The organism is Acinetobacter genomosp. 15BJ (assembly GCF_000400715.1).
Lineage (GTDB): Bacteria > Pseudomonadota > Gammaproteobacteria > Pseudomonadales > Moraxellaceae > Acinetobacter.
Genome location: NZ_KE007347.1, coordinates 1,450,594 through 1,462,935, shown reverse-complemented (window position 1 = coordinate 1,462,935; position 12,342 = coordinate 1,450,594). Strand labels below are relative to the sequence as shown.

At 39.4% G+C, this 12,342-nt stretch carries 14 protein-coding genes; 8 read left to right on the top strand and 6 right to left on the bottom strand.

Annotated elements, in window-relative coordinates:
- Window positions 1–97: 97 nt before the first annotated feature.
- The 3 genes from F896_RS07365 to F896_RS07375 form a co-directional block, all read right to left on the bottom strand.
- Window positions 98–406, bottom strand: a complete 309-nt coding sequence (locus F896_RS07365; RefSeq protein WP_005152044.1) for a type II toxin-antitoxin system RelB/DinJ family antitoxin — start codon at window positions 404–406, stop codon at window positions 98–100.
- Window positions 407–515: 109 nt separating this feature from the next.
- The gene (locus F896_RS07370) at window positions 516–1,430 is read right to left on the bottom strand and encodes a pseudouridine synthase (protein ID WP_016164163.1); all 915 of its coding nucleotides are present in this window, start codon (window positions 1,428–1,430) and stop codon (window positions 516–518) included.
- Between the two features lie 20 nt (window positions 1,431–1,450).
- Window positions 1,451–1,747, bottom strand: a complete 297-nt coding sequence (locus tag F896_RS07375; RefSeq protein ID WP_016164162.1) for a hypothetical protein — start codon at window positions 1,745–1,747, stop codon at window positions 1,451–1,453.
- Window positions 1,748–1,866: 119 nt separating this feature from the next.
- Here F896_RS07375 and tsaE point away from each other — a divergent pair, with 119 nt between their 5' ends.
- From tsaE to F896_RS07410, 7 genes are all read left to right on the top strand, one after another.
- Window positions 1,867–2,343, top strand: a complete 477-nt coding sequence (gene tsaE / locus F896_RS07380) for a tRNA (adenosine(37)-N6)-threonylcarbamoyltransferase complex ATPase subunit type 1 TsaE (RefSeq protein ID WP_016164161.1) — start codon at window positions 1,867–1,869, stop codon at window positions 2,341–2,343.
- On the top strand, window positions 2,333–4,273 hold the full coding sequence (gene mutL, locus F896_RS07385; protein WP_016164160.1) for a DNA mismatch repair endonuclease MutL: 1,941 nt from the start codon (window positions 2,333–2,335) through the stop codon (window positions 4,271–4,273). The genes tsaE and mutL overlap by 11 nt, the downstream gene beginning before the upstream one ends.
- Window positions 4,274–4,279: 6 nt before the next feature.
- A complete protein-coding gene (gene miaA, locus F896_RS07390) occupies window positions 4,280–5,224 on the top strand; it encodes a tRNA (adenosine(37)-N6)-dimethylallyltransferase MiaA (protein ID WP_016164159.1) in 945 nt (314 codons plus the stop codon).
- A gap of 91 nt (window positions 5,225–5,315) precedes the next feature.
- Window positions 5,316–5,834 (top strand): RNA chaperone Hfq, encoded by a 519-nt coding sequence (gene hfq / locus F896_RS07395; RefSeq protein ID WP_005211687.1) that lies wholly within the window; start codon window positions 5,316–5,318, stop codon window positions 5,832–5,834.
- Window positions 5,835–5,915: 81 nt separating this feature from the next.
- On the top strand, window positions 5,916–6,773 hold the full coding sequence (locus tag F896_RS07400; protein WP_016164158.1) for a DMT family transporter: 858 nt from the start codon (window positions 5,916–5,918) through the stop codon (window positions 6,771–6,773).
- 33 nt (window positions 6,774–6,806) lie between these two features.
- Window positions 6,807–7,394, top strand: a complete 588-nt coding sequence (locus tag F896_RS07405; protein WP_016164157.1) for a TetR/AcrR family transcriptional regulator — start codon at window positions 6,807–6,809, stop codon at window positions 7,392–7,394.
- Window positions 7,395–7,472: 78 nt separating this feature from the next.
- A complete protein-coding gene (locus F896_RS07410; RefSeq protein ID WP_016164156.1) occupies window positions 7,473–8,099 on the top strand; it encodes an NAD(P)H-dependent oxidoreductase in 627 nt (208 codons plus the stop codon).
- A gap of 62 nt (window positions 8,100–8,161) precedes the next feature.
- On the opposite strand, the gene F896_RS07415 is transcribed toward F896_RS07410, so the two are convergent.
- The 3 genes from F896_RS07415 to F896_RS07425 form a co-directional block, all read right to left on the bottom strand.
- A complete protein-coding gene (locus F896_RS07415) occupies window positions 8,162–8,815 on the bottom strand; it encodes an oxygen-insensitive NAD(P)H nitroreductase (RefSeq protein WP_016164155.1) in 654 nt (217 codons plus the stop codon).
- Between the two features lie 283 nt (window positions 8,816–9,098).
- A complete protein-coding gene (locus F896_RS07420; RefSeq protein ID WP_016164154.1) occupies window positions 9,099–9,815 on the bottom strand; it encodes a UDP-2,3-diacylglucosamine diphosphatase in 717 nt (238 codons plus the stop codon).
- A gap of 86 nt (window positions 9,816–9,901) precedes the next feature.
- On the bottom strand, window positions 9,902–10,411 hold the full coding sequence (locus F896_RS07425) for a peptidylprolyl isomerase (RefSeq protein ID WP_004661403.1): 510 nt from the start codon (window positions 10,409–10,411) through the stop codon (window positions 9,902–9,904).
- 167 nt (window positions 10,412–10,578) lie between these two features.
- Here F896_RS07425 and F896_RS07430 point away from each other — a divergent pair, with 167 nt between their 5' ends.
- Window positions 10,579–12,306 carry a glutamine--tRNA ligase/YqeY domain fusion protein gene (locus F896_RS07430; RefSeq protein ID WP_016164153.1) on the top strand — a complete coding sequence of 576 codons (1,728 nt, stop codon included), beginning with the start codon at window positions 10,579–10,581 and terminating at the stop codon, window positions 12,304–12,306.
- The last annotated feature ends 36 nt before the right edge of the window (window positions 12,307–12,342 follow it).

Sequence of the window (12,342 nt, the reverse complement as noted above, 5' to 3'; positions counted from 1 at the left end):
CCTGCCCATCCTTACACTTATAATTTTATTAGGACTGTCAGAATAGCGAAAAAAATTCAGCTTAAAAAATAAAAACTTGTTTATAAATGCAACATTGTTAAGTTTTGTCACTTTCACCGAGAAGGGCGTTCAACTCTTCAAATAAGTCTTCATGATCATCTTCAATTTCGACAGAAGACGGGTTTTCAGTACTGGCTGCTGCTTTGGATTTACGCAGTTTTAATAACTGTTCCATGTTGATGTTTTGATTTTCAATTGCAAATGGAATCGACTTAGTGAGTACCACTTGCTTAAAGAAAAGACGAACGGCTTGAGCAGGGGAGATACCCAACTGTTTAAACACGGCAAAAGCTTGCTTCTTTTCCTGTGAATCGAGGCGAACCTGATAAACTTCTGTTTTTCGCATGAAGAATGAGACCAAATATTTTTAGTTATCGTCATGTATTTTAAACCATTGCAATGTAATTTCAATATTTTTGAAGTGAAAAAATAGAATTTTTGTCATTACGGTGTATTTACAATGTGAGTTCAAGCTTGGAGCTAAACTGCATTTCTTGATTTAAAATCGGATCAATAAACCAAATTTCTTTGGCAAGTAGTTGCAATGGCTGACTAAAATCATCCTCTGCTTTATGCTCAATGTGTGGGTAAAAAGAATCGTTAAGTATCGGAATACCAAGGTAATTTAAATGCACGCGCAATTGATGCTGCTTACCTGTTTTGGGACTAAGCTTATATATAGCATGCTGGTGATCATGCATTAATAATTCAATTTGTGTCTCGGTATTATTTGGTTTATCGGCATTAATTTGCATCGTATAAAAAGGCTGACCTTTTTCTAAATGTAGCCGCAAAACTTGCGGAAAATTCAGTTCAGGTCGATATTTTGCAATGGCATGATAGGTTTTTTGCACTTTTCGTTCGGCAAAAAGCTGCTGATATGCACCTCTTGATGCGGTTTTTTTACAGAATAAAACCACACCTGCTGTTTCTCGATCAAGTCGATGGATGGGGGTGAGATCTTCGTAGCCAGTTTGTTTTTTCAATCTAACCAAGAGGGTTTCTTGTACGTATTGCCCTGTTGGTGTCATGGTCAAAAAGTGCGGTTTATCGACTACAAGTAAATCATCATTTTCAAATAGGATTTCATGTTGAAATGGCACATGTACTTCATGCGCAAGAAAACGATAATAAAAAATATGGGTATTGGGTGTATATCTGCTCTCTACTGTGAGCTGGCTACCATCTGCTGCATAAATCAGTTTATCTGCAAAACGCTGTTGCCATTCACTGACCTGAATATGTGGAAAATGTTGGCAGAGATAATCAAAAATGGTCGATGCAGAAACGTCATGAGGCAAAAAAACTTTACTGGCACTGACGCCATTCATCAGCGGAGGAGAGAAAATAGGTGTAGTAGAGTTAATCATAATTACTAAAGTAGCTGAACTTATGTGGATTGCTGGATTGGATATATATTGTGTTTATTTTTTATCTCGCTATAACACTCAGCGCAGACAATAGCCATATTATTAAAATTACGAAATAGATCAGTCATACCATTTTCTTGGGTAAAAACATATTCACACGCCAAACACCATCCTTGTGGATTTGTAGGTGTTGAAATGTTTTCAATAAAGCCTAAAGGTTGATTGTTGTTATTATTGTGAAGCACATGTCCGCACACTACAGCAGCATAATTTTGACCATGACATTCGCAATTTATAAATAAAGATTCGGCAGACATTTTAATCCTTAATACTGAAATAGTAATTGCATTAAAAAGAATCAACTTCTTTCTATGGATTAGGCTTTAAAGCAGGGCAATGTTATCATAGCTACCATTCCAATTTTGTTTTATTTGCCATGTCGTATTCAGTGAAATTTACTTTAAATCATGAACAAGACACTCAGCGTTTTGCACATATCCTTTCTGAGCAGGTGCGCTCTGGCATTATTTATTTAATTGGTGATTTAGGTGCCGGGAAGACCACTTTTACCCGTTATTTTTTACAAAATCTAGGGCATCAAGGTTCAGTAAAAAGTCCAACCTATACCTTGGTAGAGCCTTATTCCATCCAAGGTAAAGAAATTTTTCATTTTGACTTATATCGTCTGGACGATCCTTATGAATTAGAGCTGATGGGGATCCGGGATTATTTAGAAACACCCGATGCTTTATTTTTGTTTGAATGGCCATCGAAAGGTGGCGATGAAATTCCAAAACCTGATGTGGTGATTGATATTCAAAAATCGGATGATGAGTTGACACGCTTTGTCACGCTAAGCACTGAATCCGAATCTTTATCTCAAACTTTGCAGGAACAATTGAATGGCGCATGATTCAACTCGTCGTATTCATACCCTTGATGCTGCCTTAGCCAACCAGATTGCGGCGGGTGAGGTAATTGAACGTCCCTCATCAGTGGTCAAAGAATTATTAGAAAACTCGATTGATGCGGGCGCAACGGAGCTGATTATTCGAGTTGCGCAGGGTGGTTCTACGCTGATTGAAATCATTGATAATGGCAATGGTATTCATGCAGAAGATTTACCCCTAGCTGTGATGCGTCATGCCACCAGTAAAATTCAAACTGCTGATGACTTACATGCGATTGTTAGTCTGGGATTCCGTGGAGAGGCTTTAGCATCAATTGCAGCGGTGTCACGCTTAACCCTCACCAGTAGTCAAGATGAGCAAGGTGTCGGCTATCAAGTTGAAGTGAATGGTACGGCTTTTGATCATCAACAAATTCAGGCGGTTGCTGCACAAAAGGGCACACACATTCGTGTACAGGATTTATTTTTTAATGTGCCTGCACGTCGTAAATTCTTAAAAAAACCAACAACTGAATTTAATCATATTGAGGAAATTGTTCGCCGTCTGGCTTTAACTCATTTCGATATTCGTTTTGTACTGGAGCATAACGATAATATTCGTTTAAACCTGCCTGTTGCTGACAGTGGTGAATTACGCTATCAGCGCGTGCAACAGCTATTGGGTCAGCAATTTATCCAAAATGCGTATTGGATCGATTCAGATAGTATTAATATGCGCTTATCTGGCTGGTTGGGACATCCTTCTGATGCGCGTGCGCAGGCTGACATGCAATATGTGTATGTGAATGGTCGTATTGTCAAAGATAAAACCATTTCACATGCGTTGCGTATGGCCTATGACGGGATTTTACATGGGCATCAACATTCATCATATTTGTTGTTTTTAGAAGTTGATCCCGAAAATATCGATGTCAATGTGCATCCGACCAAGCATGAAATTCGCTTTTTGAATCAACGCGAAGTGCATGAATTTGTACGCCACTATGCCAAAGCAACTTTGTCTCAATTTCAGACTGCAAGTGCAGATTTAGCACAGGCAATGAAAACAGATGAGGCGGATGATAATTTTAATTATCAACCACAGCCAAAATACCAAGAACAATTCAATTTACATCGTGCGACGGTAGAAGCAGAACCTCAATTAAATTTACCTGCTGAAGTATCGACAGATTTGTTGACTGAATTTAATCAAAGTCGACCACAAGCTGTGCAATACAACTCAGCCCAAACACAGCAGCCTCGATATAATGGTTCTGCACAACTGAATAATGCATTAAAAAGCTATTTAGCACCTTTACGTGAAGAAGCAGAAGATAGAAATGATCAAGGTTCATCACGTGTCGATGAGTTTCCTTTAGGAATTGCGATTGCGCAACTGCATGGGATTTATATTCTGGCCCAAAATACTGAAGGCCTGATTATTGTGGATATGCATGCGGCGCATGAACGTATCTTGCTCCAACAAATGAAGTCAGCATGGGATAAACCTGAGTTTTGGACGTCTCAGCAGTTATTGATTCCAAAAATTGTATCTATCACACGCATGCAAGCGACACGTATCGAAGATTTACAATCACAATTGCAACGGCTCGGTTTAGAAGTCGATCAATATGGCGATGATCAAGTGATTGTGCGTGGTGTCCCAGCGATTTTGCATAAAGCTGATTTTAGCAACCTCATTCCAGAACTGCTGAATGATCTAGATCCAAACGATGAAGCGAGAGGTTTATTGCAAAAACGTGATGAATTACTCGCTGGGATGGCTTGCCACGGTGCTGTGCGTGCGCATCGTCAGTTAAGTTTATCGGAAATGAATGCTTTATTACGTCAAATGGAACAAACCGAGTTTGCTAGCCAATGTAATCATGGTCGCCCAACTTGGCGTGCATTTCCACTAAATCAATTAGATAAATTATTTGCTCGAGGAGAGTAGTTTTACATGTCAAATCAATTGCCCGTCATCAATTTAATGGGGCCTACCGCAAGTGGTAAAACAGCATTGGCATGTGAACTTTATGAGCGTGGAAATTGCGAACTGATTTCAGTCGATTCAGCTTTAGTTTATAAAGATATGGATATCGGTACAGCAAAACCAACCAAAGCAGAACAAGAGCAATATCCGCATCATTTGATTGATATTATTACGCCTTTAGAGGTGTATTCGGCAGCACAATTTGTTGAAGATGTTTGCCCACTGATTGATGATATGCATGCCCGTGGTAAAACCCCAATCTTGGTGGGGGGAACCATGTTGTACTTTAAAGCCTTACTTGAAGGTCTAGCAAGTAATTTACCCAATGCGGATCAAACGATACGTGATGCCATTCTTCAGAAAGCTGAACAGCAAGGGTGGCAATCCGTCTACGAAGAGTTGGTTGAGGTGGATCCTGTTGCAGGAGAAAAGTTTAAAGTATCAGATAAGCAGCGTATCATTCGGGCGCTTGAAGTGTATCGAATCACGGGTGAACCGATAACAAAACTACAAGCTGAACAACCTAAAAATCAACCATATCGTTACATATTTCATAACTACGCATTAATGCCAGATCGTTTAGAATTACATCAACGCATTGAGCAAAGATTGAGCAAAATGTGGAATATTGGTTTTTTGAATGAAGTAGAGGAATTGATTAAAAAATACGATTTAAATGATGATTTACCGTCTATGCGGTCTGTTGGTTATCGTCAAGCTTTGGATTTTTTACTAAAAAGTGACTTAAGTCTCAAAAATAAAGTAGAAATGGAGAACAAAGCCCTTTTTGCGACGAGGCAATTAGCTAAACGTCAATACACATGGTTACGTTCTTTGCAAGAAATACACGATTTTAAAACTTACGTGACGATAAAGCAGGCGAAAGAAGACTTGCGAAACTTCTTTGGATAAAGCAAAATTCGCAGGCTGTCTTTTTATAATTTTTAGTTGAAAAATAAAGATAGTTTTTTTGCGCTGATTTAAAAATTTTTTGGAGTTAAAAATGTCTAAAGGTCAAACTTTACAAGATCCGTTCTTAAATTCTCTCCGTAAAGAACGTATTCCAGTTTCTATTTTCCTTGTAAACGGTATCAAATTGCAGGGTCATATTGAGTCATTTGACCAATATGTTGTTTTGTTGAAAAACACTGTAAGTCAAATGGTTTATAAACACGCGATTTCTACAGTTGTTCCTGCGCGTAACCCACGTCCTGCTGGTGCTCAAGGTACTGCTGGTGGCTTCCCTGCACAAGGCGCTACTGGTGGCTTCGGTGGTCAAGGCGCTGCTGGTGGCTTCGGTGGTCAAGGTGGCGGCTTCGGTGGTCAAGGTGGCTTCGGCGGTCAAGGCGGCGGCTTCGGTGGTCAAGGCGGCTTCGGCGGTCAAGGCGGCGGCTTCGGTGGTCAAGGTGGCTTCGGCGGTCAAGGCGGCGGCTTCGGTGGTCAAGGTGGCTTTGGTCATCAAGGTGGCTTCGATGGCGAAACTAAATTTGAAGATGGTCAAGAAGACGAAAACAATCGTTAATTGATTAATGATCTTTAAGAAAATGCCAGTCTCACGCTAGACTGGCATTTTTTTGTCTATTAGAAAGCTAGAATAAATACTATGGAAATGATTGTTGCTGCGGCATGTTGTAGTGTATTGGTCTCAATTCTGCTGAAATACTTAAAGGCAAAGGGATTTGATGTTTTTCAAATGATTGCGTGGAATTATTTGAGCGCAAGTCTTTTATGTTTTTATTGGTTTAAAACCGATATTACGCATATCTCTTTGAATAATACGCCTTGGTGGTTAATTCTCATTTTAGCAGTGTTACTACCCAGCATATTTTTATGCTTGGCAAAGTCTTTGCAATTTGCAGGCATTCTGAAAACGGAAATTGCTCAGCGGCTTGCAGTCATACTGTCGTTATTAGCTGCCTATTTTATTTTTGGGGAGCAATTTAACCAATTAAAATTAATAGGTGTAGTGCTGGGCGTCATTGCGATTTTAGCAATTATTATCGGACAGGCCACAGAGCAGGCAAGTAAAGGCATGAATTTAAAATCAGCCTTGTTTTTGTTTAGCGTATGGGCGGGTTATGCTGCTGTAGATATATTACTTAAATATAGTAGTAGTTTAGGTTTACAGTTTGCAGTCACACTGAATTTAACGTTTATTGCAGCCTTTATTTTATCCATCGCTTATATCGCAATTACTCAACCAAATTGGCAGCCTAAAAATATTTTCACAGGTTTATTTTTAGGTGTACTAAATTTTGCCAATATTGCCTTATATGTCAAAGCACATATGATCTTCAAAGAAACGCCTGCCATTGTCTTTGCTGGTATGAATATTCTTGTCGTAGTACTTGGCGTTCTCAGTGGCGTAGTATTATTTAAAGAACGCTTAAAAGCTTATACTTGGATTGGATTGATCTGTGGTGTGGTTGCAGTCCTGTGTTTAGCCAAAGCAATGATGTAAAGCGATTTGGCTAAATTTGATGGAAGTAAAATTATGACTGATAAGAGACTGAGTAAAGAAGAGCGCAGACAACAATTGTTGCAGGTGGCTCGTTCAATTATTCGAACTCAGGGTGTAGAAGCCCTAACTCTGGGATATTTAGCAGAGCAGGCTGGTATTACTAAGCCAATTGCATATCGACATTTTATTGACCGCGAAGGGTTACTGATTTCGATTTATCAGGAGTTTGATGATAAACAGACTGCAGAGCTTAATCAGTCTTTAGCCGCCGAAGCAAAAACTTTACAGCAAACCATTCATATTTTTTGCGAAGCTTATTTAAGTTGTTTTATCTCAACTGGTCCAGAGCTTGGATTAGTGATTGCTGCTTTGTCTGGTAGTGATATCTTGCAAAATTATTTTCAGCAATGTCAGCAAAAATTCACAGAGATTTTTAAACAAAGTATGCATCCATTTATTCAATTGGATGGAAAAGAGGGTGAGGCGATTGTGATTGCGATCATGGGCTTGATTGAAACGGTATCGACAGCAGCAAGTAAAAATCAAATTGATGCACTGACTGCACAGCATGTGATAGAAAATTCACTTTTAGTTATTTTACAAGATTATTCAGCGACCTAATTACAGGCATCAAAAACCGAGTTGACAGCGTAAGTTACTATTGGTAACTTGTGTGAATCATCTATTCGGAATTGATCTATGTCTAATTTAAATAAACTTGAGCATGCTTTGATTGTCATAACACATCCAGATACACAATCACTTTCTCATCAGATTGCACAGCATATTTCTCATGATTTAACTAGAAAGGGAGTTTCAGTAGAAATTGCCGATTTATATAAGGAAGGTTTTCAAGCTGCAATGAAGCTTTCGGATATTGAAGCTTATCGTGGTCGTCAAGCTTTGGATGCCGATGTTCAATTTGAACAAGCGCGCTTTGATCGTGCGGATGTTGTCTATTTTATTTTTCCTGTGTATTGGTGGTCGGTTCCAGCTTTCTTAAAGGGCTGGTTTGAACGTGTATTTAGTCAGGATTGGGCCTATAAATACGATGAACAGGGGAATCTATTGGGTACTCTAAAAAATATTCCAGTCAAATTGATTGGGACTGCAACAGGGACGCAATCTGGATATGATCGACACGGGTATACACAAGCGATTCACAAACAAATCGTGGAAGGTATTTTTGCCTATTGTGGGATTGATGATGTCCAAACCTCAATGCTATTTAAAGCAGATTTTATTCAGGCCGATGATCTAAAGGACTTCTTTGAAGAATTAGACCAGACTGTTTCAAGTCACCCTCAAATCAATACGAATGCGTAATGCTAAGCCCTAATAATAAGGTTTAATTGGTCATTATTAGGGCTTTCATTTAATAAATGCTGTTATAGACGAGTAAGAACCACTTCTTCGGGTAGTCGTGATTTTGGCAGTTTGGCATTGAAATCACTGTCACTACGATAACCGAGTGCAACAATCACAGAGGCTTTTAAGCCTTTTTCAGCCAAACCAAATTCTTTATTCATGAGTTCTCTATCAAACCCTTCCATAGGTGTTGCGTCGATTCCTTCTAGGCCTGCTGCAAAAAGCAGTTGTCCAAGTGCAAGGTAGGTCTGGTTTTCCATCCATGCAGGAAGATTTTTCAGTTCATTACGATAGAATTCAACATAACCAGAACGTGTGGCACGTTGTCCTTGTTTGGCAGTTTCATCTTTAAAGCGACCACTGGCATCATCTTGCTGTAATAATTGTTCTAAGTATTCAGCAGAAATATCGGTACGCGTGCAAAATACTAAGGTATGTGAAGAATTGAGAACTTTGGCCGCGTTATACACATAATTGCCAGTCAATGCCGATGCGATACGCTGCTTTGCTTGATCAGATTCAGCAACCAAGAAGTGCCAAGGTTGAATATTTACCGAAGAAGGGCTGAAACGTAAAATTTCGAGTAGTTTTTCAAATTGTGCTTGAGGAATTTTTTTCTCTGCATCATAAGCTTTTGTGGCGTAACGTTTTTTTGCTGTAGCTAAAGTATCCATCCGTCATTCACTCGATTTAAAAATTTAATTTATTCTACTTGATCTAAATTTCACGAAAAGTAGCTAAATGTGATTTCTATATAGATTTAAGTCGTATATGAGTGGGTTAGAGCGAGCGACTATATTTTTCTAAAATACAAAACTAGATCAACTTCCGTTAGAAAAAATCTACAGCTATACATATTCGGTAAAGTTTCTATAGAAAAGTAAGAGTCAAAGCTGTTCTATTTTTAAGGTAAGGAGTGTAAGTAGAAAATAAAGACAGTGATTGATGATTTAATGATCAATAGAACCACTGTTTAAAATCTAATTGATAATTTTCTTGTGGGTTGAGTTCTAAAATCCAAGCTGAATCTGCTCGCCAATCTCCCAAAACAATACGTTGTTTATTCAAGACATGGTGAATCTCTGGCCGATGGGTATGGCCGTGAATTAAATAATCAACGTGTTCAATCACGGATTCTACTGCTTGAGCATTGACATCCATAATGTCATAACTTTTCAGCTGTTTGGTTTCGCTACTTTTTTTACGGAAACCATTGGCAAGTTTTTGTCTAAAGCTCAATGGGGTACGTTTTATTAGCCCCAATAATACAGGGTTACGAATCACTTTACGAAAACGTTGATAAGCAACATCATCGGTACAGAGCGCATCGCCATGTTCCAGTCGGAACGTATGTCGCTGAATATTTAAGGTATAAACGTCAGGCAGTAAAATGCCATCGAATTGTTTTAAGAATTTTTGACCTAAGGCAAAATCACGATTGCCCACTTGGAAGTAAACCTGGTTGTTCGCCGCAGTGAATTTTTGCAAAGCGCTGACAATTTCATCTAACCACGGGGCGGTGTAATCATCCCCAATCCAAGCATTAAACCAATCACCCAAAATATAGAGTTGCGTGTTTTTATGCTGGTATTGTTTCAATAAAGCTAAAAACCCTCGAACGAGTCGAGGGTGATCAGGTGACAAGTGTAGATCTGAAATAAACAGGTAGGTCACATATTTTTCCTATTTTATAATCCCTCCCAACCTCCCTTTGTAAAGGGAGGAGTCCCCCTTTTTTAAAGAGGAGTTAGGGGAGATTTTTATTCAGAAATAATTTTAGCAGATTCAATTACAACGTTCTCTAAAGGAACATCTGCATGGTAACCACGGTTACCTGTACGTACGCCTTTGATCGCTTCTACAATATCAAGACCTTCAACAACTTTACCAAATACTGCATAGCCCCAGCCTTGTGCTGTTTTACCAGTATGGTTTAAGAAAGAGTTGTTTTTAACATTGATAAAGAATTGAGCAGATGCAGAGTGCGGAGCTTGAGTACGCGCCATTGCAATTGTGCCTTCATCGTTGCTTAAGCCGTTGTCAGCTTCATTTTCGATTGAGTCGCGTGTTGCTTTTTCTTTGAAGTTTTCATCCATGCCACCGCCTTGGATCATAAAACCATCAATCACGCGGTGGAAAATTACGCCGTCATAGAAACCGTCACGTACATATTCTAAGAAATTTGCAACCGTTTTTGGTGCTTTTTCAGCGTTAAGCTCAAGAACAATACGACCTTTGTTGGTGTTTAATTCGACTTGAGGAAAACTCATTACATTAATCTCCTAAACATGGGCAAATTGACCATGGGTTTTTGGTTGAGAGAAGCATAAGCAAACTGTAAACTACAAGGCAAGTAAAAAACGTTAAAATCTTTCATAAATAGCAAAGATTGCGTTTTTATTTCCCATTTTTAACTGTAAGAAGTGATTTACACCCTATGAAGCCAAATGATGTTGTTTCTGAACTGCCAAAGACCCCGACGCCGAATACCCATGCCTCTGTCGATGCCGTGCAGCAAGAACAACAGGCAGGCTTAGATTTTGTTCGTCAAGTGATTACCGATGATTTAAAAGAAGGTCGTACCCAAAAAGTTGTAACACGTTTCCCGCCTGAGCCAAATGGTTACCTACATATTGGTCATGTCAAAGCAATTTGTTTGAATTTTGGTATTGCCGAAGAATTTGAAGGTTTATGTAATTTACGTTTTGACGATACCAACCCAGATGCCGAAGAACAAGAATATGTTGATGGTATTGCCAACGATGTGAAATGGTTGGGTTTTAACTGGAATGGCGAGCCTCGCTATGCATCAGGTTATTTTGATCAACTTTATGCATGGGCTGTTCAATTGATTGAACAAGGGGATGCCTATGTTGATTTGCAAACCCCAGAAGAAATTAAGCTGAACCGCGGTAATTTCGTTGAACCTGGTAAAAATTCACCTTATCGTGATGCGACTGTTGCAGAAAATCTTGCGCGTTTTGAACAAATGCGTAATGGTGAAATCCAAGAAGGCGGTGCTGTACTTCGTGCCAAAATCGATATGGCAAGCCCGAATGTGCATATGCGTGATCCGATTCTTTATCGTGTACTGCATTCAGAACATCACCAAACCGGTGATAAATGGAAAATGTACCCAATGTATGACTACGCTCATCCATTGTCTGATGCGATTGAAGGTATTACCCATTCACTCTGTACTTTAGAATTCCAAGATCATCGTCCATTCTATGACTGGATTGTAGAGAAAGTTCACTCGCAAGCTGTACCACGTCAGTATGAGTCTTCACGTTTAAACATCGATTACACCATTACGTCTAAACGTAAATTACGTAAATTGGTTGAAGGTCAGCATGTACAGGGTTGGGACGATCCACGTATGCCAACAGTCGTTGGGATGCGTCGCCGTGGTTTTACCGCAGAAGGCCTACGTGATTTCTGTAAGCGTGTTGGTGTATCGAAAACGGATGGTATTGTTGATGTGGCAATGCTGGAGTTCTGTATTCGCCAGTCATTGGAAAATGCAGCAGCACGTGGCATGGCAGTACTGAATCCATTGAAAGTGACATTGACCAATTTACCTGAAGAATTGGATCTCACGCATGCACGTCATCCAAACGTGGATATGGGCGAACGTATTATTCCGTTAACGCGTGAACTTTATATTGATCGTAAAGATTTTGAAGAAGTACCGCCGAAAGGCTTTAAGCGTCTGATTCCTGAGGGTGAAGTGCGCTTGCGCCATGCTTATGTGATCAAGTGTGATGAAGTGATCAAAGATGCCAATGGTGAAGTGGTTGAGCTTAAATGTTCAATTGACCCTGAAACTTTGGGTAAAAATCCTGAAGGCCGTAAGGTGAAAGGGGTTGTTCATTGGGTCTCTGCGACCAAAGGTGTACCTGCGGAAGTTCGTATTTACGATCGTTTGTTTAACGAAGCAGCACCAGATGCGGATGATGATTTCTTAGCACATTTAAATCCAGAATCGTTGCAAGTAGTACAAGCGGTGATTGAGCCAGCTTTAGCACAAGCAAAACCTGAAGATCGTTTCCAGTTTGAACGTGAAGGTTATTTTGTTGCGGATCAATATGATCATCAAGCTGAAAAGCCTGTGTTTAACCGTATTCTGGATCTGAAAGATAGCTTTAAAGCTGACAAGAAATAAGTTTTGAATTTATTGTCTTGATCTTAAAAAGCCGAT

Coding starts and splice junctions, on each gene's coding strand:
- F896_RS07410 (WP_016164156.1), top strand. CDS start 7,473: ATGTCTAATTTAAATAAACTTGAGCATGCTTTGATTGTCATAACACAT.
- F896_RS07425 (WP_004661403.1), bottom strand. CDS start 10,411: ATGAGTTTTCCTCAAGTCGAATTAAACACCAACAAAGGTCGTATTGTT.
- F896_RS07400 (WP_016164158.1), top strand. CDS start 5,916: ATGGAAATGATTGTTGCTGCGGCATGTTGTAGTGTATTGGTCTCAATT.
- hfq (WP_005211687.1), top strand. CDS start 5,316: ATGTCTAAAGGTCAAACTTTACAAGATCCGTTCTTAAATTCTCTCCGT.
- F896_RS07405 (WP_016164157.1), top strand. CDS start 6,807: ATGACTGATAAGAGACTGAGTAAAGAAGAGCGCAGACAACAATTGTTG.
- F896_RS07370 (WP_016164163.1), bottom strand. CDS start 1,430: ATGATTAACTCTACTACACCTATTTTCTCTCCTCCGCTGATGAATGGC.
- F896_RS07375 (WP_016164162.1), bottom strand. CDS start 1,747: ATGTCTGCCGAATCTTTATTTATAAATTGCGAATGTCATGGTCAAAAT.
- F896_RS07365 (WP_005152044.1), bottom strand. CDS start 406: ATGCGAAAAACAGAAGTTTATCAGGTTCGCCTCGATTCACAGGAAAAG.
- F896_RS07430 (WP_016164153.1), top strand. CDS start 10,579: ATGAAGCCAAATGATGTTGTTTCTGAACTGCCAAAGACCCCGACGCCG.
- F896_RS07415 (WP_016164155.1), bottom strand. CDS start 8,815: ATGGATACTTTAGCTACAGCAAAAAAACGTTACGCCACAAAAGCTTAT.
- mutL (WP_016164160.1), top strand. CDS start 2,333: ATGGCGCATGATTCAACTCGTCGTATTCATACCCTTGATGCTGCCTTA.
- miaA (WP_016164159.1), top strand. CDS start 4,280: ATGTCAAATCAATTGCCCGTCATCAATTTAATGGGGCCTACCGCAAGT.
- tsaE (WP_016164161.1), top strand. CDS start 1,867: ATGTCGTATTCAGTGAAATTTACTTTAAATCATGAACAAGACACTCAG.